Genomic DNA, 26,058 nt, shown 5'->3' with positions numbered 1-26,058 from the left:
GCTGCCTTCGTCTCTCGCCTCGTGACGGAAGCGATCGGAGCGTGAGTATCCGTCCAGTGTCGACGCGAACTCGTTTCGATCGATCGCGACGTCGTTCCGAACGAGCGAATCTACGAGGACGTCCGGATGCACCGCCTTCGCGATGTACGCCGCTTCTTAGCCCGTCTACTTCCGTATCTCTACCATCTCACGTCCTCCGATATATGTTTTAGGTTAGCCTAAAAACCGACACACTTTTATTAGTTTAGGTTGGCCTAAAACTCGACGATGGACGAACAAACACTAACAAATCAGTTCACTAATCAATTCTCGAGGGGCGGTGAGAAGCCGTGACCGACGACGATTCGTCGGCCGGCGAACTTCTCGCCCAGCAGAGGCGTCGAGAGTCGAACGCGCGGACCTATCCGCGGTCGCTGCCGCTCGCGATCGAACGCGCCGACGGTGCGATCCTCGAGGACGTCGACGGGAACGAGTACGTCGACTGTCTGGCGGGCGCGGGAACGCTCGCGCTCGGGCACAACCACCCCGCGGTCGTCGAACGGATGGAGGAACTACTCGAGCGCGGTCGGGCCGTTCACACGCTCGATCTCACGACGCCGGTCAAAGAGCGGTTCGTCGATCGGTTGCTCGAGAGCCTTCCCGACGAGTTCGCCGACAACGCGCGGGTGCAGTTTTGCAGTCCCGCCGGCACGGACGCCGTCGAGGCCGCGTTGAAACTCGTCAAGACGGCCACGGGCAACCGATCGATGCTGGCGTTCCAGGGCGGCTACCACGGGATGACCCACGGCGCGCTCGGCCTGATGGGCGATACGGAGCCGAAAGAGCCGATTCCGGGTCTCATGCCGGACGTCCACCACCTTCCGTACCCCCACGCCTACCGCTGCCCGTTCGGACTCGGCGGCGAGGACTGCTGGAGGACGAGCGCCGAGTACGTCGACCGGACGCTCTCGAATCCCGATAGTGGTATCGTCGATCCTGCAGGGATGATCGTCGAGCCCGTACAGGGAGAGGGCGGCGCGGTGCCAGCACCCGCCGAGTGGCTTCGGGAGATGCGTCGCGTGACCCGCGAGCACGACATCCCGTTGATCGTCGACGAGATTCAGACCGGGCTCGGCCGCACCGGCGAACTGTACGCCGTCGAGCACGCCGACGTCGTCCCGGACGTGATGACGCTCTCGAAGGCCGTCGGCGGCGGTCTTCCGTTATCGGTCGTCGTTTACGACGACTCTCTCGACGTCTGGGAACCCGGCGCGCACGCGGGTACGTTCCGCGGCAATCAGCTCGGAATGGCCGCCGGCACCGCGACCATCGAGTACGTCCTCGAGAACCACCTGGAGGACCACGCCGCCGAGATGGGCGACCGCCTGCGAGGCCACCTCGAGGAGACGGCCGCGACGTTCGAGGCGGCCGGCGACGTCCGCGGCCGCGGGCTACTACTCGGGATGGAACTCGTCGATACCGACGGGGAACCCGACTCGCTCGGACACGCCCCCGCGGACGGCGACCTCGCGTCGGCCGTCCAGTCGGCGGCGTTCGACCGCGGACTCGTCGTCGAGACCGGCGGTCGACACGGGAGCGTCGTCCGATTCCTCCCGCCGCTGTCGATTTCGGCGTCGCGGATCGACGAGATCGGCGAGATCGTCCACGAGAGCGTGCGCGCGGTCGTCGACCGCACCCGCGGCCGCACGGAGGCACCGGCGTGACGGGCAACGAACTGACGGGGCGGTTCCGCTCGAGCGACGACGAGCTAACGCCACCCGCAGCGGCGAGCGCCTTCCTCGGCGACGCCGACGGGATCGCCGCCTACGAGGACGCGATCGACCGGGCGCGCCAGCACCTCGTCGAGTCGTTTGCGACGGCCGAAGAACCGTACGCGGGAACCGACCACGAAACGCTTCGCGAGCGACTCGATACCTGCTCGGTCTTCCCCGACGAGGGAACCTCCCTCGAGGAGACCCTCGAGACGGTCGCCGAGGAGGTGCTCGCGGATTCCGTTCGGGTTCACGATCCCAGCTGCGTCGCCCACCTCCACTGTCCGCCGGCGATCCCGGCGCTGGCCGCGGAGGTGTTGCTCTCGGCGACGAACCAGTCGCTGGACTCGTTCGATCAGGCTCCCGCGGCGTCCGTGCTGGAAGAGCGCGTTGTCGACGCCTGTTGCGACCTGTTCGGGTATCCGACGGGCGCGGACGGCGTCTTCACCGGTGGCGGCACCGAGTCGAACCTCCTCGGACTGTTGCTCGCTCGCGATTGGTACTGCAAAACGCGGTTCGATCGGACCGTCCAGACCGGTGGACTGCCACCCCAAGGAGCGGATCTCCGGCTGATCTGTTCGGACGCCGCCCACTTCACGGCCGAGCAGGCCGCGCACCATCTCGGTCTCGGAGAAGACGCGGTCGTCACGGTCGCGACCGACGGCGATCGCCGGATCAATCTCCGGGCGCTGGACGACACCCTCGACCGACTCGAAGCCGAGGGCCGACATCCGTTCGCGATCGTCGCTACCGCCGGCACGACGGATTTCGGTAGCATCGACCCGCTTTCCCCGCTCGCGGATCGCGCCGCCGACCGCGACCTGTGGCTTCACGTCGACGCCGCCTACGGCGGGGCGTGTGCGATCAGCGATCGCCTCCGCCCGAAGCTGGCGGGGATCGACCGCGCCGACTCGATCGCCGTCGACTTCCACAAGCTGTTCTACCAGCCGATCAGCTGCGGGGCGTTCTTGCTCCGCGACGCCGACCACTACCGGCTGCTCGAGCGCAACGCGGCCTATCTCAATCCAGAACGCGACGACGCGGCGGGGGTCCCGAACCTCGTCTCGAAGTCCCTCCGGACGACGCGCCGGTTCGACGCGCTGAAGCCGTTCGTGACGTTCAACGCGTTGGGTCGGACCGGGATGGCCGACTGCGTCGAGTACGTCTGCGCCCTCGCTGACGCGGCCGCCGACGAGATACGCGCCGACCCCGCTCTCGAGCTGTGTTGTGACCCCGAACTGAGCGCGGTCGTCTTTCGGTATCGATCGGCCGACGCCACCGGCCGAATCAACCGCGCGATCCGCGACGAGCTGTTGGCCGACGGCGAGGCCCTGCTAGCGCGCACTTCGGTCGACGGCACTCCCGCCCTGAAGTTCACCCTGTTGAACCCGCGGACGACGATCGCGGACCTTCGAGGAATCCTCGAGGCGGTCGTCGACCGGGGCGAGACGCTCGAACGCGAACTGAGTACTTCCGCATGACTCCACCACAATCACCCACACCGACGACGGCGACGGACGAGCGTCGCGCGACTGCGAGCCGACTCGCACGCGACGCGACGGTGCACAGCTTCCTGAACTGCTACTGCCACGAGACCGGAGCCGGCGAGTTCGTCGCGGCTGCGGACGTCCCCCTCGAGCGCGCGCCGGCGAGCGGACTCGTCCTGCGGTGTTCGTTGCCGAACCAGGACGTCGATCTCTTGGCCCCCGTGCGCTATCGGTCCCCCACCGGCCGTCACCTGTTCGATCTGCCGGCGTACTACCGGACCGGCGCCGACGGCGAACCGGTCGAACTGGACTACGCCACGCTCGCGACGCTCGCGACGAAGGAACTCGAACTCGAGCGCGGTGGCGACGGGACCCGGGACGACCTCCTCGAGCGCGTCATCCGCTCGTGTCGAAATATCGAGCGATACGTCGGCGCTCGCGCGGATGACGAGGCCGCCCTGTACGGGACGGAGTTCACCTTCCGCGAGGCCGAGCAGTCGCTCGTCTTCGGTCACCTCCGGCACCCGACGCCGAAGAGCCGGCGGGGGATGGAACGCGACGCGGGGACGTACGCGCCCGAACTCGAGGGCTCGTTCCCGCTGCACTACGTCCGCGCCGATCCCGACATCGTCGCGAGCGGGTCCGCTCGTGACGAATCCGCCGCGGAGTGGGTCCGCGAGGCGCTACGCGACGATCCGACCGTCGCCGACTCGTTCCTCGAGGATCGTCTCGCTGACGACGACGTCCTCCTGCCGGTCCACCCGTGGCAGGCCGAGCGACTGTTCGATCGATCCGCCGTCCGGGAACTCGTCTCGGCGGGGAAACTCGAGTCGCTGGGCCCGCTGGGCCGGGAGTTCCACCCGACGACGTCCGTTCGAACGCTGTACGCGCCCGAATCGCCATTCATGGTCAAGGGGTCGCTCGCGGTCGAGATCACCAACTCGCTGCGCACGAACAAGCGCCCGGAACTCGAGCGCGGCGTCGCGATCTCGGACCTGCTGGCGACGGACCTCGGCGACGAACTCGCCGAGCGATTCCCCGCGTTCGACGTGATCCGGGATCCGGCGTACCTGACGATCGATCCGAACGCGCTGGGTCTCGACGGATCGGAGTCGGGCTTCGAGGTCGTTCTTCGAGAGAACCCGTTCCGGGGCGACGACGCCCGGCAGGCGACACCCGTCGTCGGGCTCTGTCAGGACGCGATCGGCGACGGGCAGTCCCGCCTCGGACGCGTCGTCGAGTCGATCGCCGAGCGCGAGGACCGCGACACCGCCGCCGTCAGCGAGGAGTGGTTCCGCCGCTACCTCGAGATCTCCGTCCGACCGCTGCTGTGGCTCTACCTCGAGCGAGGGCTCGGCCTCGAGGCCCACCAGCAAAACAGCGTCCTGACGCTGGACGAGGCGGGCTACCCCGCCGAGTTCCGCTATCGCGATAACCAGGGCTACTACCTCCCTGAAGGTGCCTACGACCGGATCGAGCCGCTCCTCCCCGGCGTCGGCGAGCGGGCGGGCACGATCTGTCCCGATGCTGTCGCCGACGAGCGGATCCGCTACTATGTCATCCTCAACAACGCCTTCGGCGTGATCAACGCCTTCGGTACCGCGGGGCTCGTCGACGAGAACCGACTGCTCGACGCGCTCCGCGAGCAACTCGAGTCGCTCCGGGCGTTCGACCGACCTACGACGTCGATTCTGGACCCCTTGCTCGAGTCCGCGACCGTGCCGTGCAAGGCGAACCTCCTGACCCGGTTCCGCGGACTGGACGAACTCGAGGCACCCTCGCTCGACGAGCAGTCGGTCTACGCCGACGTCCCGAATCCGCTCGTCGAGACGGTCGGCGCGGGCAATCCGCTCGACTCGTCCGATTCACCAAACGCGACGCAGTCGGAGGTGAGTCGATGACGGCACCGGAACCCGCTCGCGGTCCGCACGCGACGGTCAGCTCCGAGTACGACTTCGAGCACTACGACGAGACGATCGACCGGCACATCGGGTTTCGGCCGGTCTCGCTCGAGCGGGACCTCGGCCGGCTGCACGCGTGGCTGGGCTCGGATCACGTCAAGCCCTACTGGGACCTCGACCGGCCGCTGCCCGAGTTCCGCGAGGCGATGCGGGAGAAGCTCGCCGACGATCACCTGACACCGTACGTCGGTTGCCTGGATCACGTGCCGATGAGCTACTGGGAGGCCTACCGGCCCGCGGACGACGACCTGGCGTCGTACTACGACGTCGAGCCGGCCGACAGGGGAGTCCACCTCCTGATCGGCCCCGAGGAGTACGTCGGACGGGGATACGGGACCGCGCTGTTTCGAGCGATGGTCGCCTTCCAGTTCCGCCACGCCGAGACCGACAGGGTCGTCCTGGAACCCGACGCCCGCAACGACGCGGTGTTCGCCGTTGCCGAGCGGTGCGGGTGCGACCTCCGCCACGAGTTCGAGTTCGAGGAAGCGGAGAAGACGGCTCGACTCGTCGTCTGCCCGCGCGAGCGATTCGAAGCCGAGATCTGGTCGCCGACCGCGAGCGGAGGCGGCGACGCCGATGAGCAGACCGACGCACGGCCGGCCGAGGTGAGCGACGATGACTGAGGACGGTAGCGACGCTACAGCCGCCGCGGCCGCCGTCATCGACGGCGACGACGCCGAGGACGTCGTCGACCGGGGTCACTACGACGTCCTCGGCGTCGGCCTCGGCCCGTTCAACCTCGGACTGGCAGCGCTGCTCGACGGCGACGGTCTCGACCTCGACGCGGTCTTCTTGGAGCGCGAACCCGAGTTCGCCTGGCACGAGGGGATGTTGATCGAGGGGGCAACGCTCGAGGTTCCCTTCCTCGCGGACCTGGTGACGATGGCCGATCCCACCAGTCGCTACAGCTTCCTCAACTACCTCCGCGAGCGCGACCGAATCTACGAGTTTTACTTCTACGAGACGTTCCAGATCCCTCGTCAGGAGTACGACGACTACCTGCGCTGGGTCGCCGAGCGCGTCTCCGCGACACAGTTCGGTCGGGAGGTGACGAGCGTCGACTACGTCGAGGCGGTTGCCGATTCGAATACCGCGGACGCGGCGGACACCGGCGCGTTCGTCGTCGAGGCCGTCGACCCCGAGACGGGTCGGCGGTACCGCTACCGCGCCGACGACCTCGTGATGGGCGTCGGTTCGCGTCCCGCCGTGCCGGAGTTCGCCCGCGAGTACGCCGATCCCACCGTGGGCGGAGACGGCGGCGAGGATGCGGACGAGCGGGTGTTCCACACCGCGAGCTACCTCGAGCGTCGCGACGCCGCGCTCGAGGCGGACTCGATCACCGTCGTCGGTTCGGGCCAGAGCGCCGCCGAGGTCGTCCTCGACCTGCTCGAGCGCCAGTCCGCACACGACTTCCGGCTCGACTGGCTCACCCGCTCGGAGGGCTTCTTCCCGATGGAGTACTCGAAGCTCGGACTCCAGCACTTCACGCCCGAGTACGCGCGGTACTTTTACGACCTGCCCCAGTCGCGAAAGGACGACCTGCTGACCGACCAGGATCTGCTCTACAAGGGGATCGACGTCGAGACCAGCGAGCGGATCTACGACACCCTCTACGAGCGCTCGATCGGCGATGGCGAGCCCGACTTCGGCATGCTCGCGACGACCGAGGTCGCGAACGTCGAGCGCGCCGACGGCAGCTACTGGCTCGAGTGCGAGCAGCGCCACCAGGAGCGGGCGTTCGCCCTCGAGACGGACGCCGTGATCTTCGGAACGGGCTACCATCGCCCGACGCCGACGTTCCTCGAGCCGATCGCCGACCGAATCGCCTTCGACGAGCGGGGACGGTTCCGTATCGGCGAGGCGTACCGTCTCGAGGGCGAGTTCGGGAGCGACGACAGCGGGGCGGATCACCCCGACGCCGCCGACGGCACCAGCGCTGCCGGGGGCCGAATCTTCGTCCAGAACGCCGAGGTCCACACGCACGGCGTTGGCGCGCCGGACCTCGGCCTGGGCTGTTACCGAAATTCGGTGATCATCGCACGGCTCGCCGGCGGCGAGGTATACCCAATCGACCGGAACACCGTCTTTCAGGATTTCGACGTCGACCAGTTCGCCGATCACGCGCCGGTTTGCACCGACGGTGTGCGATCGAACCCACTCGAAACGGAGTAATTCATGCAAAATACACGACAGAATCACGATCAGGAGTACGGACTCGACGGAATCGAGACGCTGGACGACGCGCTGACCGAAGCCCGCTGGAACGACGCCGGGCGGGAACTGCTCGCGAAGATGCTGCGCGAGTTCACCTACGAGGGGCTGATCGATCCCGATCCGGTCGACGAGGGATCGGACCGATCGTCGGCGCTCGAGGCGGAACCGGCGTCGGACTCGACCGACTGGAGCCGCTACGAGATCGACCTCGAGGGAACGCGCTACCGCTTCGACGCCGTCGAGCGCTACTGGGACAGCGTCGGCGTTCGCGCCGACTCGATCGAACGCGACGCGGGCGACGGCGACGGCTTCGAGCCGGCGGACGACCCGCTGCAGTTCGTCGTCGACCTCGAGCCGACGATCGAGATGGACTCGCTCACGGCCGGCCACCTCGTGCGCGAGTACACCAACTCGCTGCTCGCGGACGCCCACATCGACGCCGACGGGGCCGAACGATCGGTGCTCGACATGTCCTACGGCGAGATCGAGGGCGAGATGACCGGCCACCCGTGGCTCACGTTCAACAAGGGCCGCGTCGGCTGGGGGTACGACGACTACCGGCGGTACGCGCCCGAGCGCGCCGAGTCGATTCGACTCTCGTGGTGTGCCGTCTCGCGCGAGGCGGCCGCCTTCGTGAGCGTCGACGGTCTCGAGTACGAGCCGCTGCTGCGCTCGGAACTCGGCGAGCACTACGACCGGTTCCGCGACGAACTCGCGGGCCGCGGGCTCGAGCCGGACGACTACGTCTTCGTACCGATCCACGACTGGCAGTGGGAACACGCGATCGTCCCGCTGTTCGGACAGCAACTCGCGAGCGACGACATCGTTCCGCTGGGTCAGGGACCGGACGAGTACCTGCCCATGCAGTCGATCCGGACGTTCGTCAACGCCGACGAACCCGGGAAACACAACGTGAAGCTCCCGATGATGATCAGCAACACGCTCGTCTGGCGCGGGCTCCCCGGCGAGCGCACCGAGGCCGCGCCGCTCGTTACGGAGTACGTCAAGGACGTCCGGGACTCGGACCCGTTCCTGCGCGACGAGTGCCGAGTCGTCCTCCCCGGCGAAATCGCCGGCGTGAACGTCGACCATCCGACGTTCGACGCTCTCGAGGCCCCGCCGTACCAGTTCAACGAGCTGTTCGGCTGCGTCTGGCGCGAGAGCGTGACGGGGCTGATCGACGACGACGAGCGCGCGATGACGCTCTCGTCGCTGCTGCACGTTGAAGACGGCGAGCCGGTGGTCTCGAAGCTCGCCGAGCGCTCCGGGCTCACGCTGTCGGCGTGGCTCGACGAGCTGTTCGCTACGATGCTCCCGCCGCTGCTACACTACCTCTACCGGTACGGGACGGCTTTCTCGCCCCACGGGGAGAACACCATCCTCGTCCTCGAGGACAACCGACCGTCCCGACTCGCCGTCAAGGACTTCGTCGACGACGTCAACGTCTGTGAGTACCCGATCGAGGAACTGCAGGACCTTCCCGACGACCTCGAGGACGTCCTCCTGTCCGTGCCGCCGAGCGAGCTGCGGCTGTTCGTCGTCTACGGCCTGTTCGTCGGCGTCTACCGCTACCTCGCGGATCTGCTGGCTCGCCATCACGGCTACTCGGAGGACCGGTTCTGGACGCAGGTGCGGGCCGCGATCGACGACTATCAGGCGCGGTTCCCCGACCTCGAGGAGCGATTCGAACTGTTCGACCTCCTCGATCCCACGTTCCCGAAGCTGACCCTGAACCGCAACCGGATGGTCGATATCGGCTACGGTGACCGCCCCGAGCGGCCCCACGCCGTCGATCACGGCATCGTTCGGAACCCGCTGTACGAGGTCGAGTCCGAGATGACGACCTCCCGGTGAATCCCGCGCGGGCTGCCGGTTAGGCGGCGGAATCGCGACGCGACAGCACCGGCAGCGACGTGCGGGTTCTCCCGCTCGCTGCACGACGATCGCAGCCGCGAACTCCGGTTCGGCGATTCGGGTGTCCGGCGGTTCGACGTGCTGTTCGTCGTCTCAGCGGGAATCGCACTCGGAATCGTCGGTCCGCTCGTGTAGGTGGCCGTCGAAAATCAGCTCAGTCCTCGGTCGTCGTCTTCTCCTTATCGAGTTCGCCCTGGTAGATCTCCGCGCCGTCCTGGGCGACCTTCTCGGCCAGCACCGCGCACTTGATCCGCATCGGCGAAATGTCGACGCCCAGCATGTCGACGACGTCGTCGCGGTCCATCTCGAGCAGTTCCGGGACCGTCTTTCCCTGAAGTTCTTTCGAGAGCATGCTCGCGGAGGCCTGACTGATCGCACAGCCGTCGCCGGAGAAGGCCACCCGTTCGATCGTCTCTTCGTCGTCATCGAGTCTGACGTCCATGCGAATCTCGTCGCCACACATCGGGTTCTCGCCGACGTGTGTGAACGTCGGATCCTCGAGTTGCCCGTAGTTACGGGGGTTCTTGTAGTGGTCGAGGATCTGCTGTCTGTACATATCCGAACCCAGTCCCATTGGTACCATCGAATAGGCCGGAGAATTGTAAAAGGGTTCCGGGGGTGATTGTCCGCCGGTATCGCGAGCGGACCTGCTCGCGAATCACCGGCGTCCATCGAACGGATGCTGGCCGGAACCGCTATCGCGACTCCCGATCGACGGGCGGGTTCCGGTAGCAGGCATCGACGACGACGAACACGCCGACGAGCGCTGCACCGAACATCGCCTGTCCCGTCGAAACGCTCGGGACGCTCGCCGCGACCAGCGCGACCGCGAACGCAATCGGAACGATCCCGAGGAGGAGATCGTACCGGGTCACCGCGGCGAGAACGTCAACCAGGGCGTCAAACGGATCTCGTCTGGGTCGGTCGAGCGATCGCTCATATATCGTTCTCACCTCGGTACTAGGCTAGTACGCGCGATCGACAAAAAATCCTCCGTGTTTCCCGTCGATCCTCGGAGGGCTCGAGAGCGCGGGCGTCCGGAATTTCCACGGCCGCTACTGCTCGCCCGTAATCTCCCTCTCGAACCGCTCTATGTACTCGCGAACGAACCCCACTCGATCGTCAGCCAGCACCCTCCCGGCGTCGGTGTACATGCGCTCGGGGAGGTCGAGGATCTTCTTGTGGAGGTGGTTGTACTGGGCTTGCCCGGCCGCGGACTCGTCGTCGACGACGGGAACGTCGGGATCGTAAATCGGCTGGCCGAGTTCGCCGCCGTAGGCGAAGACGCGACCGATGCCGACCGCGCCGAGGGCGTCGAGGTTGTCCGCGTCGCTGACGAGTTTCGCCTCGAGCGTCTCGGGTTCGATCGCGTTCGAGTACCGGTGGGCGCGAACGCAGTGCCGGACGCGCTCGATCGTCTCCGCATTCGCGCCGACATCGTCGAGAATTCGACCCGCTTCCGCCGCTCCCCAGGTCGCGTGGTCGTCGATCTCGCCTCGATCTTCTCGCTGGCGGCCGATATCGTGGAGGAGGACGGCGAGGATCACGACGCGGTCGTCGACCGACGCCGATTTCGGGTGGCGGTCGACCAGCGTCTCCGCGAGCGTTTCCACCCGCTCGACGTGGTGCCAGTCGTGGGCCGGCGACGCTGCCTCGAAGTACGGGCGGGCGCGGGTCCGAACTGCCTCGAGCATGTCCGTTGCTGATCCGGAACGAGTAATAAATCCACGGTCAGCGGCTGAGCGGCGGCTGCCCGTCGTCGCATCGGATCGATCGCGGCGCGATCCGCGACCGGCGAAGCAACACCTCACGGGCGAACGATATCGTCCGCCGGTGTGCCGACGGTCTCCGGGTGACACAGCGTCGCGAGTCGCTCGACGGCGTCGACGAGTCGCGGCGTCCACCGGGTCAGGTACGCGCCGCCGTCGAGAACGAACACGCGGTCCTCGCGGACGGCGGTGATGTCGTCCCATCCCGCACGACCGGCGAGTTCGTCGAACTGCTCGCAGGTTCGCTCGGCGTCGAACCCGCAGGGGGCGACGACGATCACCTCGGGATCGTACTCGAGAAACGCGTCCCACTCGATCGGTTCGGAGCGCTCGCCCGGATCGCCGAGCCCGTACTCGCCACCCGCGGCGGTGACGACGTCGGCGACCCAGCTTCCGGCGGGTCGAACGGGGTCCATCCACTCGAGGACGGCCGTCCGCGGCCGGTCGCCGTCCGGAACCCGTTCCTCGACGGCGGCGATCCGGTCGCGGAGCGCCGCGACCAGGGTCGCCGCTCGGTCTTCCTTCCCGACCGCCTCGCCGACCTCGCGGACGCACTTGAGGACGTCCTCGAGCCGATTCGCCCGGAGCGCGAGGACGTCCGGGTCGACCTCGAGGTCGGCGAGCGTCTCGTCGACGAGCACGTCGTCGACCGCACAGACGCCGCAGACGCCCTGCGTGACGATGAGATCGGGTTCGAGATCGCCGATCCGGTCGGCGTCCATCCGATAGAGGTGGCCGTTCGCGGTCGCGGCGCGGACCTGTTCGTGACGGTCGGCGCTGGCGCGGGCGTCGACCTTCGAAACGTCGATCGCGGGCAACTCGGCGGCTTCGGGCGGGTAATCACAGGCGTGAGAGACTGCGACCGGTTCGACGCCGAGTGCGTACAGGATCTCCGTTGACGACGGCGAGGTGGAAATGACGTTCATACGGATACTCGTTTAGGAACGATCATGACCGTGCCGGATCCTGCTCAGCGTCGCGAGCGAGAGGACGACGAGCGAAACGGCGACCGTCGTCAGGCCGAACCCGAACCCCGGCACTTCGTCCGTCGTCTCCGACCTCTCCGACCCGTCCGCTGACTGCGAGGAGTCGTCGGAGACGCCGGCCTCGGCGGTGGCCTCGGCGTAGGCGTCGGGGTGGAACGCTTCCGCGAACGCCGTGATCGCGTGAACGATCCGCGGCCCCGGTCGGTTCAGGTGATTGATGTCGACGATCAGCGTCCGATCGTTCTGCACCGCAGCCGTCGCCTCGTAGGCCGGCGTCTCCGGCACGTCGGGCGAGTTGGTGTTGAGGACGAGCCACTCGGGATTCGCGTCGACGACGGTTTCGGCGTCGGGCTCCTGGTAGCCGTCGATTCCGGCCTCGGCCGCGACGTTCGTGCCGCCGCCGGCCTCGATCAGTTCGTCGATAAACGTCCCCTCCCCGGCGGTGAACCCGAAGAACGTGTAGAGGACGTCGGGCCGGTCCTCGCCGTCGATCGCCTCGCTGACGACCTCGAGTTCCTCGTCCATCCAGTCGACGGTCTCGGTAGCGCCCGCACATTCGTCGACCAGCGAGCCGAGGAGACGGGTCCGCTCGCGAACGTCGTCGATCGACTCCGCCGCCGGGAAGTAGTAGACGGTCTGTCCGGACTCTCGCAGCGTCTCGATCATCTCCTCGGTGACGTACTGCGAACTCGTCGCGAGGACGAGATCGGCATCGAGATCGACGACGATCTCGGGATCGATCGTCGCGTCGTCGGTCGAGACGCTCGTCCGGTTCTCCGCTCCCTCGAGGTTCTCGGCGTGGCTCGTGAGACCGGTCACCCGCTCCTCGGCACCGATCTCCCACATCGTCTGGGCGAGGCTCGGATTGAGCGTCACGACCGTTTCGGGCGCTTCCTCGAGCGTTACCTCCGTTCCGGTGCCGTCGGTTTCGGTTACCGGGTACTGACAGTCACCCTCACTCGACGGTTCGGCGGAGACGACGCCGTTCCCCGCCGTGGCTCCGACGGCGGTGATCGGAGCGAACGCTCCGACGATCACGATCGACACGACCAGCATACTCCACGCGCGGTGCATGCACGTATCCACTCCAGCAGCTCAATATATATGTGGCTATTACAATCTCAGTTTCATTCGGTTCGAGACCTCCTCTCGTAGTAGTAAGACGGGTGTCAGTACGATGGCGAACAACAGCCCCCGGATGGCGATCGCCCGCTCGTTCGTGCCGTGATAGATGTCAGCGAGAGCCGATTTGTCCACGGTGAACTCTCACCCTCGCTGCGATATAACGGTATAGTTCGTTCGGCGAGACGACCCTCGCGCGTCAGCTAAATAGCTGACGCGCGTCGTCGAGGGCGGCGATCAGCTTGTCGACTTCCTCTCGCGTGTTGTACACGTAGAAGGACGCTCGAGCCGACGCCGCCACGCCCAGCTTATCGTGGAGCGGCTGGGTACAGTGATCGCCGGCGCGAACGGCGACCGTGTGATCGTTCATGATCGAGGCCAGATCGTGGGCGTGGACGCCGTCGATGTTGAAGCTGACGAGGCCGGCGCGGTCGGGTCCCGGTTCGGGGCCGTAGATCTCCACGTCGCCTTCGGCCGCGAGTTGCTCGTAGGCGTAGCGTGCGATCTCCTCCTCGTGGGCCCGGATGCGCTCCATACCGATCTCCTCGAGCCAGTCGATGGCGGCCTCGAGGCCGACGGCTTCGGCGATGGGCGGCGTCCCCGGTTCGAACTTCCAGGGAAGGTCGCCCCACGTCGACTCCTCGAAGGTGACCTTCCGGATCATGCCGCCGCCGTAGAGGTAGGGCTGCATCTCCTCGAGTAGCTCTCGCTTGCCGTACAGAACGCCGATGCCGGTGGGGCCGGCCATCTTGTGCCCCGAAAATGCGTAGAAGTCGGCGTCGATGGCTTCGACGTCGACGGGCCGGTTGGGAACGGCCTGGGCGCCGTCGATGAAGGAGTGCGCATCGTGTTCGTGCGCGAGGTCGGTCAGTTCGGAAACGGGGTTGACCGTCCCCAGCGTGTTCGAGACGTGCACCGCCGAGACCATCTCGGTGTCGTCGGTGATGAGTTCGCGGGCGTGGTCCATGTCGAGGCGACCGTCCTCGTCGATACGGATGTACTTCACGTCGGCACCCGTTCGCTTGCCGATCTGTTGCCACGTGACCAGCGAGGCGTGGTGTTCCATCTCCGTGAGGACGATCTCGTCGCCGGGTTCGAGTTCGTGGAGGCCCCACGAGTAGGCGACCAGATTCTCGCTCTCGGTCGTGTTCTTGGTGAAAACGACCTCCTCGCGGCCGTCGGCACCGATAAAGTCGGCGACGCGGTCGTGAGCCTCCTCGTAGGCGATCGACGCCTCCTGGCTGAGGTGGTGAATTCCGCGGTGGATGTTCGCGTTGGACTCGCGGTAGTAGTCGCTCATCGCGTCGACGACCGGATCCGGGGTCTGGGTCGTCGCCGCGTTGTCGAGGTAGACGACCTGCTGGCCGTCGAACTCGCGCTCGAGAATCGGGAACTCGTCGCGGATCGCCCCCACATCGAGCGGCTCGAGGTTCTGTTGACTCATTGGCGGCTAGGAGGCGTCCCAGACAAAACACTCCTTCGGTCCGACGGCAATTCTGCCGCTTCACCAGCGCTCGGACGCCGATCCGGGGGCTGTCTCGATCAACGACGGTGCTCGGTTCTCGAGCAGGAGCGGGGGACGGCGGATGGTGGGTGAGTGCCTCAGCAGGGGCATGGCGGTGTCCACTATCGCGACCCTGCCATCGCCGTGTTTTTCGCCGCTCGATATATCGATATGTCCAAACATCTTTGGGAGGCACGGATCGGAGTCAGAACCGAACCCAGAGTCGGTGACTTGGCGGCACCCATCGATCCCCGGAATCGTCCGCCTCGCGCTCACGCCGGGAGGACGTCACTTGGTTATATGGTCTTCCTGTGTGATTGCCAAGGTGATGGCTGCGATTACCACAGCGGGATTGACGAAGCGGTACGGTGAGCTTACCGCCGTCGATACCCTCGACCTCACGATCGAGGAGGGGGAGGTGTTCGGGTTTTTAGGCCCGAACGGTGCCGGCAAGTCGACGACGATCAACATGTTGCTCGATTTCACCCGGCCGACCGCGGGATCGGCGACGGTTCTCGGCTACGACGCTCAGGACGAGATCGACGAGATCAGTCCCCGCGTCGGCATGCTACCGGAGGGGTTCGACATCTACCCGCGCCTCTCGGGCCGTCGCCACGTCGAGTTCGCGATCGAGACCAAAGCCGCCGCCGACGACCCCGACAGGATCCTCGAGCGCGTCGGACTCTCGGCCGACGACGCCAGCCGGCCGGCCGGCGATTACTCGAAGGGGATGCGCCAGCGACTCGCGACCGGCATGGCGCTGGTCGGCGATCCGGACCTCCTCATCATGGACGAGCCCTCCTCCGGGCTCGACCCCCACGGTATCCGCGAGATGCAGGAGATCGTTCGCGCGGAGGCCGAACGGGGAACGACCGTCTTCTTCTCGAGTCACATCCTCGAGCACGTCGAGGCCGTCTGTGACCGCGTCGGCGTGTTGAACGAGGGCGAACTCGTCGCCGTCGACACGATCGAGGGGCTCCGGGAGTCGATCGGCGGCGGCGGGACGATGGAACTCACGCTCGCCGAGTCCGCCGCCGAACGCCGTTCCACCGTCGCCTCGATCGCCGGGATCGCCGACGTCACCGCGTCCGGACGCACCCTCGAGTGCACGGTCACCGATTCGGCGGCGAAGGCGAGCGTCGTGACCGCGCTCGACGACGCCGGAGCGACGATTCAGGATATGCGGATCGAAGACGTCTCCCTCGAGTCGCTGTTCACGACGCTGACGAACGGCGGGGGCGAGCGCGAAACGGAAGCCGCTGGTGCGAGTGCGGCCGCTGAGGCCACAGGAACGGAGGTGGTCGAATGACGTCGCACATTCCCACCGTCGCCCGCAAGGAGTTCGAGGATGCCGGCCGTTCGAAACTGCTCTGGGCGCTGATCGGCCTGCTCGTCGGAATCGTCATCATCGGGTACACGGCGATTTGGTACGTCGACGGCGACGCGACCGCGGCCGAGGTGCTCGGCTTTCTCGGGTTCCCGCTCCAGACGATCGTTCCGATCGCCGCGCTCATCGCGGGCTACATGGCCGTCGTCGGAGAGCGCCGCTCGGGCAGCATCAAACTCCTGCTCGGCCTGCCGCCGAACCGGACCGATGTGGTCTTCGGAAAACTGTTCGGACGGATGGCCGTCGTCGGAACGGCCGTCGGCCTCGCCTTCGTCGTTTCGCTCGTGCTGGGGGCCGTGTTTTTCGGCTCGGTACCGCTCGTCGACTGGCTCGGGTTCGCCGCGATCACGCTGTTGTTCGGCACCGCCTTCGCCGGCCTCGCGGTCGGCGTCTCCGCCGGCACTTCCACGCGAGGCAAGTCGATGGCGCTTGTCGTCGGCATCTACATGATCTTCGTCGCCCTGTGGGAGCTTGTCACGGCCGGCCCGTACTACCTCCTCTACGACGAGGGGCCGCCCATCGAGGCCGAAACGTGGTACCTCGTGCTCCAGCAGTTCAACCCGATGTCCGCCTACACGACGCTGGCGAGCAATACCATCGAGGGGACGGTCTATCCCTTCACGTTCCAGTACGGACTCGAGGATTTCGAAGCGGCCCAGCTGAGCCCGGCCGAGCGGTACGCGGGTGACGCGCCGTTCTACCTCGAGGACTGGTTCGGCGTCGTCGTCTTGCTGTTCTGGCTCGTCGTTCCCGTCGCGATCGGCTACTATCGGTTCAGTAGAACGGACCTGTAGTCGGCCTTCGCCGTCGACGGGTCACCCGTACGCGATTCGTCCTACGACATCCGCAGCAACTGCGCGTGCAGCGTCGACCCGACCTCGAGAACGTTCGCCTCGTCGATAACCCCCTCCTCGATGGCGAGTTCGACGGCGCGCGTGCCGACGATATTGGCGACGGTCGCCCGCGCGAGGCTGTCGATGACGGCGCTCTCGTCCGCCTCGTCGCCGCCGTAGAACTCCTCGGTGACGGTCAGCGAGAGGTCGTCGCTCTCGAAGGTCTCGCCGAGAACCTCCTCGTCGCAGACGGCGACTAGCAACCCTTCCGGCGTCCGCCGTTCGTTGACGATCATTCGTCGTTACTCGAGCTCCCACTCGCCGTCGCGGTCGGACGCGCGGCCGGGATCCGTGATGTCGGTGTTCCCCTGTCGACTCTGGTCGTGGTGCTGTGCCTGTCCGTCCGGACCGTCCGCGTGTCCCTGCATCTCCGTTCGTTCCTCCACGAGACGCTGTTCGGCCCGCTCGAGCATCTCGTTTGCTTCCTCGGCGATCTCCTCGGCCTCGTCGTACTCGCCGAGTTCCTCGAGGATCTCGGCCTTTTCCTCGAGCACCTTGGCGTTGCGCAGTCCCAGCCGAATCGCGTTGTCGATACAGTGCAGCGCTTCCTCGGACAGCCCGCGCTCCGAGAGGAAGAAGGCGCGGTTGAACCAGCCCTCGGCGAAGCGCTCGTCGATCTCGACGGCGCGTTCGGCGTGCTCTAAGGCTTCGGACGTCTCGCCGAACTCCCAGAGCGCGTAGGCGAGGTTCGTCTCGGCTGTCGCCGCGTGCTCGCTCGAATCGTCGATCCGCAGGGCCTCGCGGTGGGCTCCGATCGCCGCGTCCCACTCCTCGAGTTCGGCGTGGGCGACGCCCTTGTTCACCCACGCCTCCTGCTCGAGGCGGTCGTCTTCGGCGAACTGGGCGGCCCGGTCGAAGGCCTCGGTGGCCTGCTCGTAGCGGTTGATCTGCATGTAGTTCAGCCCGACGTCGAGCAACTCGCTCGCATCGACGTCGTCGCTGCCGATGTTGTGTTTGTCGAGCGTGTCGGTGACGACGCGGGAGTCGACGGGATCGACCTTCGACGGGTCGACGCCCAGTTCCGGCGGATCAAGATCGAACTCGTCGTAGGCGTCACCGAAGCCCTCGCCTTCGGAGAAGGGGTGGTCGCTATCGCCCTCTCGATCAGTCATTACTGGAATGTGGCGGCGACGACTGTTAAGGGCTGCGACCTTGCGAGTCGCCGTTCGCGGGTCGAGGAACCTCGACTCGAGCGCGATCCGTTCCGGAACCGTCGATGTCGCGCTCCCGATTCGATCGCCACCGCGTCGCTCGATTCTCGAGGACGATCGGCGGTGACTGTCACTGATGCTCCGGATACGTGTCAGAAGAAAAACTTTTGTTGAGTGGCTGAATAGTCGCAGTTGGCATGTCCCCGCCACGACGCACCGATTCGACGGTAACGCCCTCCCCACCGACCCACCGGTCCCGACCCGGTCACAACCTCTCCCGGCGCACGTTCATCGCCGCCGGTGGAACCGCGGCGCTGGTCTCGATGGGCGGCTGTACCGCAGTCATGGATTATTTCGGCGATCTCGCGCTTCAGGACGTGAACGTCTTCAACGGCGCTGATACGCCGGTCAACGGCGCGATCGATATCGTCGACCCGAACGGCGACGTCGTCCTCGAGGAGACGTTCGACCTCGAGAAAGCGGCCGACGAGGACGAGGAAAACCAGGACGCCGATTCGATCGCGCTCTACGAGGACATCTGGACGGACGCCGGCGACTACGAGGTCAGTATCGAACTCGAGGGTGATGCGTTCGATACCGAACTGGACGTCGGGGAGACGTTCCAGAACGACTCGAACGATACCGGAACGGAAACCAACCGGACGTCTGAGAACGATTCGACTGACACCGGAGCAGAAACCAACCGGACGTCCGAGAACGACTCGAACGACGCCGGAACGGGAATCGAGACGGAATCCGTGAACGGTTCGAGCGACACCGGAACGGTGACGATATTCGACACAGAAATCGTGACGGTCGACGACCCCGAGGAAGAGCACCTCGCGGTCGGACTCGCCCGGGAGGGGTCGGCAGAGCTGATCAGTTTTCACGTTATCGAGAACTTCAGCGACCTCGAGGACGAGTTCGAGTGATCACAGCCGGACCGCGATACCCGTCTCGACGGCCACGATTTTCGAATGAGTGGCGCGACCGACCATCGATTTGACGGCGCAGTAGCGTCCAGCCACCACGATTCAAGGGGGTTCCCGTTGAACGCCCACTATGCGATCGTTCGTCAGCGTCGACCTGTCCGACGAGCTCGCGCAACCGGTTGCCGAGTTGCAAGACGAGTTCGCGGACGCCAGCGGGCTCACCTTCACCGACCCCGAGCAGGTCCACGTCACGCTGAAATTTCTCGGCGACGTCGACGTGGATGGGCTTCCGGAACTCGAGCGCGAACTCGAGGCCGCCGTCGACGACGCCGACGTCGACCCTTTCACCGCGCGGTTCGGCGGATTGGGCGTCTTTCCGAGTCTCGATTACATCCGAGTCGTCTGGCTCGGCGTCGTCGAGGGCGGCGAGGAACTCACACGGCTTCACGAGGCGATCGAGAAGCGGACGACCGGTATGGGGTTCGAAGCGGAATCGCACGACTTCACGCCGCACGTGACGCTCGCGCGGATGGAACACGCGGGCGGGAAGGACCTCGTTCAGCAACTCGTTCGGGAGTCGAGGGCGTCGTCTGCGGACGACGAGCGGCGGAGCCGCGGGAGCGAACCGGAAGTCGGCGAGATGGACGTCGAGGAGATCAGACTGACCGAGAGCACGCTCACCGACGAGGGACCGACGTACTCGACGGTCGAATCGTTCTCGCTCGCGTAGCCGCCGCCCTCGAGTCGGACGACCGTTCGACGCGAATCGGGCGGAGCATGCAGGGGCAGGACGGATGGCGGAGTTCGGTGTAGCCGGAGGAATGACGGCGGCGAACGCCGTCGATAACTCGTGGTCTTATCGCTCCCCACCCGGCTCTCGTCCGCGACTCCGAGCGATTCCTCCGTCTCCCGGCGAGAGCTGTTAGCGTCGTTCGGCGGCGCGGCCGCCGTCTCGAGGACGCGTCTCAGCGCCGACGAGCGGGCCGTCGGCGACGAATCGCTCCACGTTCGCGTCTACCCCGGCCCGGTCCCGTTGGGAGCCTGGATTCGGTACGGGTTCGACGGTATGCGCCGGGACTGGCCGCCCCCGTTTCGGGACGCGCTGGCCGCTGTCGAGGATGCGCTAATCCGGATTCTCGCGTACGCCCACGAGCGCTCGCGACTCGAGGGGGTCGACGCGCGCGTCGAGCGCGGCGACCCGGTCCGGTTTCCGCTCTCGGCAGCGCCGCCGTCGTCCGAGGCGGTCGTTCCGGAACTCGAGACGGTCCTTTCGGTCTTTCGCGACCGGCTCCGGGATCGGAACGTGCTTACCGGATCGGCCTGCCATCTGCTGTTTTGCTGGGCTCCGTTCAACTACCGCGTCGGCTACGGTGGAACGCTTTCGCCGAACGCGGTTGTCGGCGACGAGGCCGAGGATAGCGCCGGCGACGCGGGGACCGTCGCGAACCTCGGCGCGACCGAGTTCTGGGACTCGCGGGCGGTGACGCGAAACATGGCGATCCACGAGACAGTACACACGCTCCTCGATAGCGATGTCGTCGCGGAAGTCGGTGGTTCTCGCTGCGATCACGACCTCGGCACCGCGGTGCAAATCGACGACGCGACGCTCGAGGTCTCGCCGATGGCGACCGCTTACGCCGGGCCGGACGGGGTCGGCGGCGGCACCCGGTTTCACGGCAGAGGCTGCTACGATCACGACCGGTTCCACCGCCACGACGGCTACGAGGACGTCGATCGCTGGGCGTACACGACCGAACTCAGCGAGGCGACGCTCGAGGCCGTGACGCGCACGCTCGAGTGGCGTATCGGTCGGTAGACCCGATTCCGGCCGAGATCTACGCCGTCTCCAAGATGGACAAGATTTTAAGCCAGCATGGGTTACGTGGGGCTACTATGGGTAAGAAAACGAAGGGCAAGAAGAAGCGGCTTGCCAAACTCGAGAACCAGAACAGCCGCGTTCCGGCCTGGGTCATGATGAAGACTGACATGGAAGTCCAGCGGAACCCGAAGCGACGCAACTGGCGCCGTAACGACACTGACGAGTAACAATGAGTGCAAGTGATTTCGAGGAACGCGTCGTAACCGTTCCACTGCGCGACGTCAAGAAGGGACCCAACCACGAGGCCGCCGACTACGCGATGCGACTCATCCGTGAACACCTCGCGAAACACTTTGCGGTCGACGAGGACGCCATCCGACTGGACCCCTCGATCAACGAGACGATCTGGTCGCAGGGCCGGGCCAACCCGCCACGGAAGCTCCGCGTCCGTGCAGCTCGCTTCGACGAAGAGGGTGAAGCCGTCGTCGAAGCCGAGGTCGCCGAGTAAATTTGCAACGTCTCGCCTTCGCCGGGTCGGCCTACGTCGGCGTCTTCGCCCGTGCGACCGACTCGTGCGTTCTCGTTCGCCCGGACGTCGACGACGACGTCGTCGCTGACCTGACCGACGAACTCGAGGTGCCCGCAATCCGGACGACCGTCGGCGGTTCCTCGACGGTCGGTGCGTTAGCGATGGGTAACGAGAACGGCCTGCTCGTCAGCTCTCGCGCCCTCGAGTACGAACGCGAGCGACTCGAGGACGCGGTCGACGTACCCGTCGCGGAACTCCCGGGGAACATCAACGCCGCGGGAAACGTCGTGCTCGCCAACGATTACGGCGCGTACGCCCATCCCGACCTCCCGCGAAACGCGATTCGGATCGTCAAAGACACGCTCGATGTACCCGTCGAGCGCGGTGATCTCGCCGACGTTCGAACCGTCGGCACGGCCGCGGTCGCGACGAACTCAGGGGTGCTCTGTCATCCGAAAGCGACCGACGACGAACTGGACCGCCTCGAGGACGTACTCGACGTCCGAGCCGACGTCGGCACCGTCAACTACGGCGCGCCGCTGGTCGGCTCCGGGCTGATCGCGAACGAGACGGGCTACGTCATCGGTCAGGACACGACCGGACCGGAACTGGGCCGGATCGAGGACGCGCTCGGCTATCTGGACTGATCAGCTGTCGGCTGACGGTTCTCGGGACTACTGTTCGTTCCCGTTCGGATATGTTGGCGAAGAAATGCTTTTGCTGCGCGCGGTCGTCGTCTCGAGCACAGAATGACGGTCTGGAATCGGTACCGGCGGTTCGAGGCGTATCTGGAACGGCATCGACTCCTGTCCTACGGATTGCTGTTCCTCGCTCCGGTCGTCGCTCGCGTCTGCTATGCCGCCCTCGGTGCGGAACCGATCGGTGAGTGACTCCGTCGGGGCGTCGTGTTCGCGACAGCGTTCGTCGCCACGACTGCCGTACTGAAAGGGATCCTCGCCCGGGAACGCGTCGCGTAGCGGCTACTGCCGTTCGAACCGGTGGCGAACGATCTCGCTGTCGTCGTCCCACTCGAAGTTGTCGTGTGCGCGCTCGAGCAGTCGTCGATACCCCTCGAGGTCGTCCACTCCTTCGGCCCGCGCGTCCTCGTCGGTCAGGTCGCCGAGCGTTCGGTCGGTGACGTCGGTTACCTCGAACGTCGTCTCCTCGATGGTGAACGTATCGCCTTCCTCGGCGTACCGGTGGCCGCGATGGATCTGCGTGACGTCGCCCTCGAGCGCCTGGGTCTGCATGCGGTCGCTGGGCAGCAACTCGTCAGGGTCGAGTTCGCTCATAGCCGTATCCACGTGATCCCCGGCAAAATGGGTTGGCACCGGCGAGTCCACGTATCTCATCGTACACACGATTGCACAGCAGAAACGCGATTCGAAATCGCCGTCGGGCGGTCCGTCCAGTCAACGGCCCGGGTGGATTTGCGTTTCGCTGACGCGTATCGCTGGCTCCGATGGAAGGGAAGATTCTTCCGACTGCCCGCCGGAGTGGGAACCATGAGTCAATTTACGGTCACTGGTCAGTTCGAGAGCCGCGACGGTCACGCGGAGTTCGAAACGACGATCGACGCCGAAAACGAGGACGTCGCCCGCGAACACGCCTTCTCACAACTCGGGAGCCAACACGGACTCAAACGAACCCAGATCGACCTCGAGGAGGTCGTTGCACAATGAGTCAACAGCAACTCCAGCAGCTGTCTCAGGAACTACAGGAGATCGACGAGCAGATCGGTGCCCTCGAGGAGAACGTCGAGGCCATCCAGCAACAGAAGACCGAAACCGACGAGGCGATCGAGGCCCTCGAGACCCTCGAGACCGACTCGACCGTGCAGGTCCCAATCGGCGGCGGCGCGTACCTCCGCGCGAACGTACAGGATATCGACGAAGTGATCGTCGAGCTCGGTGCCGACTACGCCGCGGAGTTCGAACAGGACGGCGCCGTCGACGCACTCGAGAGCAAGAAAGCGAACCTCGACGATCGTATCGACGAGGTCAACAGCGAGATCGCCGAACTCGAGGCCGAGAGCGCCGAACTCGAACAGCAGGCCCAGCAGATGCAACAGCAGGCGATGCAACAGCAGATGCAACAGATGGGCGGCGAGGGCCAGGGCCCCGGCCAATAACGTCGGGTCGCCATCGTTACCATGTTCGACAACCTGAAGGAGAAACTCGGGAGCTTCCGCAAAGACGCCGAAGAGGCCGCCGAAGAGAACGTCGAGGAACTCGACGACGACGAACTCGAGGCGGCCGACCCCGCCGAGGCTGACGCAGCCGAAGCCGAAGTCGACACCGCCGGTAGCGAAGCCGACGAAGATGCGTCCCCCGTATCGGAAGCCCCAGATACCACCCGCGAAACGGCCGACGAGGACGAGACGCTCGAGCCGGGGTCCGAACCGTCAGCGACGGCCGAGCCGACGCCGGCGGCCGAACCGGAGGCCGAATCCGACGCTGCTCTCGCTGCAGAGGCGGACGAAACAGGACGCGGTCTCGAGACCGACGAACCGGCACCCGAGACCGACGAACCGGCACCCGAGACCGACGAACCGGCACCCGAGACCGACGAACCGGCACCCGAGACCGACGAACCGGCACCCGAGACCGACGAGTCGGCCACCGACGCTGACGGTGCCGACGACGAAGACGCCGAGGGCGACGAGTCGTCGACCGAAACGCAGGAAGACGACGCCGCCACCGGCTTCGGTGCCAAGGCGAGATCCCTCGTCAAAGGGAAGTTCGTCATCGAGGAAGAAGACCTCGAGGGACCGCTGCACGAACTCGAGATGGCGTTGCTCTCGAGCGACGTGGAGATGGGCGTCGCCGAGGAGATCCGCGACAACATCCGCGACCAACTGGTCGGGGAGACGCGGACGTTTACCACCTCGACGGGGGCGGTCGTCGAAGAGGCGCTGCGCGATGCGATCTACGACGTGATCAGCGTCGGACAGTTCGATTTCGACGAGCGCATCGCCGTCGAGGACAAGCCGGTGACGATCGTCTTCACCGGCGTCAACGGCGTCGGAAAGACGACCTCGATCGCCAAGCTGAGTCGCTACTTCGAGGAACGGGGCTACTCGACGGTGATGGCCAACGGCGACACCTACCGTGCCGGAGCCAACGAGCAGATCCAGGAGCACGCGAACGCGCTGGATACGAAGCTCATCAGCCACCAGCAGGGCGGCGACCCCGCCGCGGTGTTGTACGACGCCGTCGAGTACGCCGAAGCCAACGACATCGACGTCATCCTCGGCGACACTGCAGGGCGTCTCCACACGAACGAGGGGCTGATGGATCAACTCGAGAAGATCGATCGAGTCGTCGACCCTGACATGACGCTGTTCGTCGACGAGGCGGTGGCGGGTCAGGACGCGGTCAATCGAGCCCGCGAGTTCAACGAGGCCGCCGCGGTCGACGGCGCGATCTTGACCAAAGCCGACGCTGACTCGAACGGCGGCGCGGCGATCTCGGTCGCCCACGTCACCGGGCGGCCGATCCTCTTTCTCGGCGTCGGTCAGGGGTACGACGATATCGAGCGGTTCGACCCGGACGAGATGGTCGACAGACTGCTCGCCGACGAGGACTGAGTGCTCCTCTCGAGTCGTTCGTTCAGAGCCCCGCCGACTGCGATGATTGATGAAAGATACGTAACTCATTTATAATTCAAAACTTGACATTCATACATGCGAGCCCTCCATTCCCGACGCGGTCTCCTCATCTCGGCGATTCCGTTTGCTGTGGCTCTTACGGGTTGTTCCGAGAGCCAGCAAACGAGCGACGATGAGCCGTCCGAACCGGAGATCCTGTCCGCAGACGCATACGACTGCACCGATGTCGAACGCCCCGATCCGGACCCGCCGTCGGTCGACGACGCGCTCGAGCCGGCAGCGTATCCGTCACCGCCGGACTCGTTGCCCGCCGGGGCCGGTCAGTACGCCATCACGTTCGAAGAGGCGTATCGGCAAAACGCATTTCTCGAGGAGTACGGCTCGGAGACGCAAGCGTTCGACTTTCAGTTTCAGACCCGCCAGATGACCGAACTCGAGTCAGCGGATGATCGGAACGGCGCGTTGGTCTCGATCGTATACAACATGTCCGCGTCGACGCAACAGGGGGCGACGTCGGAGGAGTGGGACACTCGCGTCACCTATTATCTCGATGAAAACATCGTGCTTCGGGCGCGGTACAACGGGATTGCGGACGGACCGTCGTTCGAGCCCGATCCGCGAACTGCGGGCGAGCCGGTTGCTTGCTTCGAGCGACGAACGCAGAGGAACGATCCGTCCTCGTAGCCCGTGATCGTCGTGCGTGCCCGGAGCCCGCCACAACGCGCGGTCGGTCTGCCGCTCGTTTTCCGGGCTACTCCCCCTCGAGCGCCTCCGGTCTCCCGACCGCCGCGTATGCTGTGGCGGAAACAATTACCGCTACTCGGCCGGGAGCGAGTCGAGTGCGTCTCGAGGGGAGACGTTTCCCTTCGATATGGCGGCGTTCCACCGGAGCGGTTCGTTCGGTAGTGGCAACGGTTGCCGGATTGTGCTAGCCCCGTCAGGGTTCGCCTATTTACGGAGAGGTATACCGATGGGGTTGTATTACCCGTCAAACAATGGTCCATCAAGATATAATGACCGGTCTGCTGC

At 65.8% G+C, this 26,058-nt stretch carries 29 protein-coding genes; 19 read left to right on the top strand and 10 right to left on the bottom strand.

Features of this window, described 5'->3' with window-relative positions:
- Nucleotides 1–329 precede the first annotated feature (329 nt).
- Genes DWB23_RS16950 through DWB23_RS16925 form a run of 6 tightly spaced genes read left to right on the top strand, consistent with a single transcriptional unit; the run spans nucleotide 330 to nucleotide 9,267 of the window.
- Nucleotides 330–1,703, top strand: a complete 1,374-nt coding sequence (locus DWB23_RS16950) for a diaminobutyrate--2-oxoglutarate transaminase (RefSeq protein ID WP_121743963.1) — start codon at nucleotides 330–332, stop codon at nucleotides 1,701–1,703.
- Nucleotides 1,700–3,232 (top strand): pyridoxal phosphate-dependent decarboxylase family protein, encoded by a 1,533-nt coding sequence (locus tag DWB23_RS16945; protein ID WP_121743962.1) that lies wholly within the window; start codon nucleotides 1,700–1,702, stop codon nucleotides 3,230–3,232. Before DWB23_RS16950 ends, DWB23_RS16945 begins: the two co-directional genes overlap by 4 nt.
- Complete coding sequence (locus DWB23_RS16940) at nucleotides 3,229–5,139, top strand: IucA/IucC family protein (RefSeq protein WP_121743961.1); 1,911 nt, start codon at nucleotides 3,229–3,231, stop codon at nucleotides 5,137–5,139. Before DWB23_RS16945 ends, DWB23_RS16940 begins: the two co-directional genes overlap by 4 nt.
- The gene (locus DWB23_RS16935; RefSeq protein WP_121743960.1) at nucleotides 5,136–5,822 is read left to right on the top strand and encodes a GNAT family N-acetyltransferase; all 687 of its coding nucleotides are present in this window, start codon (nucleotides 5,136–5,138) and stop codon (nucleotides 5,820–5,822) included. Before DWB23_RS16940 ends, DWB23_RS16935 begins: the two co-directional genes overlap by 4 nt.
- Nucleotides 5,815–7,371, top strand: coding sequence for a lysine N(6)-hydroxylase/L-ornithine N(5)-oxygenase family protein (locus DWB23_RS16930; protein ID WP_121743959.1), 1,557 nt, complete (start codon nucleotides 5,815–5,817; stop codon nucleotides 7,369–7,371). Before DWB23_RS16935 ends, DWB23_RS16930 begins: the two co-directional genes overlap by 8 nt.
- Before the next feature lie 3 nt (nucleotides 7,372–7,374).
- Entirely contained in the window at nucleotides 7,375–9,267 is a 1,893-nt protein-coding gene (locus DWB23_RS16925) for an IucA/IucC family protein (protein WP_121743958.1), read from the top strand.
- A 214-nt stretch (nucleotides 9,268–9,481) separates the two neighbouring features.
- On the opposite strand, the gene sufU is transcribed toward DWB23_RS16925, so the two are convergent.
- The 7 genes from sufU to DWB23_RS16895 form a co-directional block, all read right to left on the bottom strand.
- On the bottom strand, nucleotides 9,482–9,901 hold the full coding sequence (gene sufU, locus DWB23_RS16920; protein ID WP_121743957.1) for a Fe-S cluster assembly sulfur transfer protein SufU: 420 nt from the start codon (nucleotides 9,899–9,901) through the stop codon (nucleotides 9,482–9,484).
- Between the two features lie 121 nt (nucleotides 9,902–10,022).
- Nucleotides 10,023–10,271, bottom strand: a complete 249-nt coding sequence (locus DWB23_RS16915; protein WP_121744317.1) for a hypothetical protein — start codon at nucleotides 10,269–10,271, stop codon at nucleotides 10,023–10,025.
- A gap of 111 nt (nucleotides 10,272–10,382) precedes the next feature.
- The gene (locus DWB23_RS16910) at nucleotides 10,383–11,021 is read right to left on the bottom strand and encodes an HD domain-containing protein (RefSeq protein ID WP_121743956.1); all 639 of its coding nucleotides are present in this window, start codon (nucleotides 11,019–11,021) and stop codon (nucleotides 10,383–10,385) included.
- A 113-nt stretch (nucleotides 11,022–11,134) separates the two neighbouring features.
- A complete protein-coding gene (locus tag DWB23_RS16905) occupies nucleotides 11,135–12,022 on the bottom strand; it encodes an ABC transporter substrate-binding protein (RefSeq protein ID WP_162989856.1) in 888 nt (295 codons plus the stop codon).
- A gap of 12 nt (nucleotides 12,023–12,034) precedes the next feature.
- Entirely contained in the window at nucleotides 12,035–13,156 is a 1,122-nt protein-coding gene (locus tag DWB23_RS16900) for a PGF-CTERM-anchored ABC transporter substrate-binding protein (protein ID WP_238717492.1), read from the bottom strand.
- Between the two features lie 39 nt (nucleotides 13,157–13,195).
- Nucleotides 13,196–13,339 carry a hypothetical protein gene (locus DWB23_RS23120; protein WP_162989855.1) on the bottom strand — a complete coding sequence of 48 codons (144 nt, stop codon included), beginning with the start codon at nucleotides 13,337–13,339 and terminating at the stop codon, nucleotides 13,196–13,198.
- 64 nt (nucleotides 13,340–13,403) lie between these two features.
- Nucleotides 13,404–14,648 carry an aminotransferase class V-fold PLP-dependent enzyme gene (locus tag DWB23_RS16895; protein WP_121743953.1) on the bottom strand — a complete coding sequence of 415 codons (1,245 nt, stop codon included), beginning with the start codon at nucleotides 14,646–14,648 and terminating at the stop codon, nucleotides 13,404–13,406.
- 388 nt (nucleotides 14,649–15,036) lie between these two features.
- Here DWB23_RS16895 and DWB23_RS16885 point away from each other — a divergent pair, with 388 nt between their 5' ends.
- A complete protein-coding gene (locus DWB23_RS16885) occupies nucleotides 15,037–16,017 on the top strand; it encodes an ABC transporter ATP-binding protein (protein WP_121743951.1) in 981 nt (326 codons plus the stop codon).
- Nucleotides 16,014–16,889: an ABC transporter permease gene (locus DWB23_RS16880; protein ID WP_121743950.1), complete on the top strand. Its 876-nt coding sequence runs from the start codon at nucleotides 16,014–16,016 to the stop codon at nucleotides 16,887–16,889. The genes DWB23_RS16885 and DWB23_RS16880 overlap by 4 nt, the downstream gene beginning before the upstream one ends.
- Nucleotides 16,890–16,930: 41 nt before the next feature.
- Here DWB23_RS16880 and DWB23_RS16875 read toward each other — a convergent pair whose 3' ends face one another.
- Nucleotides 16,931–17,224 carry a DUF424 domain-containing protein gene (locus tag DWB23_RS16875; protein WP_121743949.1) on the bottom strand — a complete coding sequence of 98 codons (294 nt, stop codon included), beginning with the start codon at nucleotides 17,222–17,224 and terminating at the stop codon, nucleotides 16,931–16,933.
- Between the two features lie 6 nt (nucleotides 17,225–17,230).
- Nucleotides 17,231–18,100: a tetratricopeptide repeat protein gene (locus DWB23_RS16870; RefSeq protein ID WP_121743948.1), complete on the bottom strand. Its 870-nt coding sequence runs from the start codon at nucleotides 18,098–18,100 to the stop codon at nucleotides 17,231–17,233.
- A 236-nt stretch (nucleotides 18,101–18,336) separates the two neighbouring features.
- Between DWB23_RS16870 and DWB23_RS16865 the strand changes: the two genes are divergently transcribed.
- The 7 genes from DWB23_RS16865 (at nucleotide 18,337) to DWB23_RS23115 (ending at nucleotide 22,309) form a co-directional block, all read left to right on the top strand.
- Nucleotides 18,337–19,071, top strand: coding sequence for a twin-arginine translocation signal domain-containing protein (locus tag DWB23_RS16865; protein WP_121743947.1), 735 nt, complete (start codon nucleotides 18,337–18,339; stop codon nucleotides 19,069–19,071).
- Between the two features lie 130 nt (nucleotides 19,072–19,201).
- Nucleotides 19,202–19,801: an RNA 2',3'-cyclic phosphodiesterase gene (gene thpR, locus DWB23_RS16860; RefSeq protein WP_121743946.1), complete on the top strand. Its 600-nt coding sequence runs from the start codon at nucleotides 19,202–19,204 to the stop codon at nucleotides 19,799–19,801.
- A gap of 120 nt (nucleotides 19,802–19,921) precedes the next feature.
- On the top strand, nucleotides 19,922–20,887 hold the full coding sequence (locus tag DWB23_RS16855) for a hypothetical protein (RefSeq protein ID WP_238717491.1): 966 nt from the start codon (nucleotides 19,922–19,924) through the stop codon (nucleotides 20,885–20,887).
- 77 nt (nucleotides 20,888–20,964) lie between these two features.
- The gene (locus DWB23_RS16850) at nucleotides 20,965–21,117 is read left to right on the top strand and encodes a 50S ribosomal protein L39e (protein WP_006092547.1); all 153 of its coding nucleotides are present in this window, start codon (nucleotides 20,965–20,967) and stop codon (nucleotides 21,115–21,117) included.
- A 2-nt stretch (nucleotides 21,118–21,119) separates the two neighbouring features.
- Nucleotides 21,120–21,398 carry a 50S ribosomal protein L31e gene (locus DWB23_RS16845; protein ID WP_121743945.1) on the top strand — a complete coding sequence of 93 codons (279 nt, stop codon included), beginning with the start codon at nucleotides 21,120–21,122 and terminating at the stop codon, nucleotides 21,396–21,398.
- 2 nt (nucleotides 21,399–21,400) lie between these two features.
- Nucleotides 21,401–22,066: a translation initiation factor IF-6 gene (locus tag DWB23_RS16840; protein ID WP_121743944.1), complete on the top strand. Its 666-nt coding sequence runs from the start codon at nucleotides 21,401–21,403 to the stop codon at nucleotides 22,064–22,066.
- A 102-nt stretch (nucleotides 22,067–22,168) separates the two neighbouring features.
- Nucleotides 22,169–22,309 carry a hypothetical protein gene (locus tag DWB23_RS23115; RefSeq protein WP_162989854.1) on the top strand — a complete coding sequence of 47 codons (141 nt, stop codon included), beginning with the start codon at nucleotides 22,169–22,171 and terminating at the stop codon, nucleotides 22,307–22,309.
- 90 nt (nucleotides 22,310–22,399) lie between these two features.
- Here DWB23_RS23115 and DWB23_RS16835 read toward each other — a convergent pair whose 3' ends face one another.
- Nucleotides 22,400–22,711: an ASCH domain-containing protein gene (locus DWB23_RS16835; RefSeq protein ID WP_121743943.1), complete on the bottom strand. Its 312-nt coding sequence runs from the start codon at nucleotides 22,709–22,711 to the stop codon at nucleotides 22,400–22,402.
- Between the two features lie 213 nt (nucleotides 22,712–22,924).
- On the opposite strand from DWB23_RS16835, the gene rpl18a reads away from it, so the two are divergent.
- From rpl18a to DWB23_RS16815, 4 genes are all read left to right on the top strand, one after another.
- Complete coding sequence (rpl18a, locus tag DWB23_RS16830) at nucleotides 22,925–23,101, top strand: 50S ribosomal protein L18Ae (RefSeq protein ID WP_121743942.1); 177 nt, start codon at nucleotides 22,925–22,927, stop codon at nucleotides 23,099–23,101.
- Entirely contained in the window at nucleotides 23,098–23,550 is a 453-nt protein-coding gene (gene pfdA / locus DWB23_RS16825; protein WP_121743941.1) for a prefoldin subunit alpha, read from the top strand. The genes rpl18a and pfdA overlap by 4 nt, the downstream gene beginning before the upstream one ends.
- 21 nt (nucleotides 23,551–23,571) lie before the next feature.
- A complete protein-coding gene (gene ftsY / locus DWB23_RS16820) occupies nucleotides 23,572–25,008 on the top strand; it encodes a signal recognition particle-docking protein FtsY (protein WP_121743940.1) in 1,437 nt (478 codons plus the stop codon).
- Between the two features lie 96 nt (nucleotides 25,009–25,104).
- Nucleotides 25,105–25,713 (top strand): hypothetical protein, encoded by a 609-nt coding sequence (locus DWB23_RS16815; protein ID WP_121743939.1) that lies wholly within the window; start codon nucleotides 25,105–25,107, stop codon nucleotides 25,711–25,713.
- Nucleotides 25,714–26,058 lie beyond the last annotated feature (345 nt).

The sequence above is a fragment of the Natronorubrum halophilum genome (assembly GCF_003670115.1).
Classification (GTDB): domain Archaea; phylum Halobacteriota; class Halobacteria; order Halobacteriales; family Natrialbaceae; genus Natronorubrum; species Natronorubrum halophilum.
This window is presented reverse-complemented; position numbering and strand designations above follow the sequence as displayed.

Coding starts and splice junctions, on each gene's coding strand:
- DWB23_RS16940 (WP_121743961.1), top strand. CDS start 3,229: ATGACTCCACCACAATCACCCACACCGACGACGGCGACGGACGAGCGT.
- DWB23_RS16935 (WP_121743960.1), top strand. CDS start 5,136: ATGACGGCACCGGAACCCGCTCGCGGTCCGCACGCGACGGTCAGCTCC.
- DWB23_RS16930 (WP_121743959.1), top strand. CDS start 5,815: ATGACTGAGGACGGTAGCGACGCTACAGCCGCCGCGGCCGCCGTCATC.
- DWB23_RS16925 (WP_121743958.1), top strand. CDS start 7,375: ATGCAAAATACACGACAGAATCACGATCAGGAGTACGGACTCGACGGA.
- sufU (WP_121743957.1), bottom strand. CDS start 9,901: ATGGGACTGGGTTCGGATATGTACAGACAGCAGATCCTCGACCACTAC.
- DWB23_RS16910 (WP_121743956.1), bottom strand. CDS start 11,021: ATGCTCGAGGCAGTTCGGACCCGCGCCCGCCCGTACTTCGAGGCAGCG.
- DWB23_RS16905 (WP_162989856.1), bottom strand. CDS start 12,022: ATGAACGTCATTTCCACCTCGCCGTCGTCAACGGAGATCCTGTACGCA.
- DWB23_RS16900 (WP_238717492.1), bottom strand. CDS start 13,156: ATGCACCGCGCGTGGAGTATGCTGGTCGTGTCGATCGTGATCGTCGGA.
- DWB23_RS16895 (WP_121743953.1), bottom strand. CDS start 14,648: ATGAGTCAACAGAACCTCGAGCCGCTCGATGTGGGGGCGATCCGCGAC.
- DWB23_RS16885 (WP_121743951.1), top strand. CDS start 15,037: ATGGCTGCGATTACCACAGCGGGATTGACGAAGCGGTACGGTGAGCTT.
- DWB23_RS16880 (WP_121743950.1), top strand. CDS start 16,014: ATGACGTCGCACATTCCCACCGTCGCCCGCAAGGAGTTCGAGGATGCC.
- DWB23_RS16875 (WP_121743949.1), bottom strand. CDS start 17,224: ATGATCGTCAACGAACGGCGGACGCCGGAAGGGTTGCTAGTCGCCGTC.
- DWB23_RS16870 (WP_121743948.1), bottom strand. CDS start 18,100: ATGACTGATCGAGAGGGCGATAGCGACCACCCCTTCTCCGAAGGCGAG.
- DWB23_RS16865 (WP_121743947.1), top strand. CDS start 18,337: ATGTCCCCGCCACGACGCACCGATTCGACGGTAACGCCCTCCCCACCG.
- thpR (WP_121743946.1), top strand. CDS start 19,202: ATGCGATCGTTCGTCAGCGTCGACCTGTCCGACGAGCTCGCGCAACCG.
- DWB23_RS16850 (WP_006092547.1), top strand. CDS start 20,965: ATGGGTAAGAAAACGAAGGGCAAGAAGAAGCGGCTTGCCAAACTCGAG.
- DWB23_RS16845 (WP_121743945.1), top strand. CDS start 21,120: ATGAGTGCAAGTGATTTCGAGGAACGCGTCGTAACCGTTCCACTGCGC.
- DWB23_RS23115 (WP_162989854.1), top strand. CDS start 22,169: ATGACGGTCTGGAATCGGTACCGGCGGTTCGAGGCGTATCTGGAACGG.
- DWB23_RS16835 (WP_121743943.1), bottom strand. CDS start 22,711: ATGAGCGAACTCGACCCTGACGAGTTGCTGCCCAGCGACCGCATGCAG.
- rpl18a (WP_121743942.1), top strand. CDS start 22,925: ATGAGTCAATTTACGGTCACTGGTCAGTTCGAGAGCCGCGACGGTCAC.
- pfdA (WP_121743941.1), top strand. CDS start 23,098: ATGAGTCAACAGCAACTCCAGCAGCTGTCTCAGGAACTACAGGAGATC.
- ftsY (WP_121743940.1), top strand. CDS start 23,572: ATGTTCGACAACCTGAAGGAGAAACTCGGGAGCTTCCGCAAAGACGCC.
- DWB23_RS16815 (WP_121743939.1), top strand. CDS start 25,105: ATGCGAGCCCTCCATTCCCGACGCGGTCTCCTCATCTCGGCGATTCCG.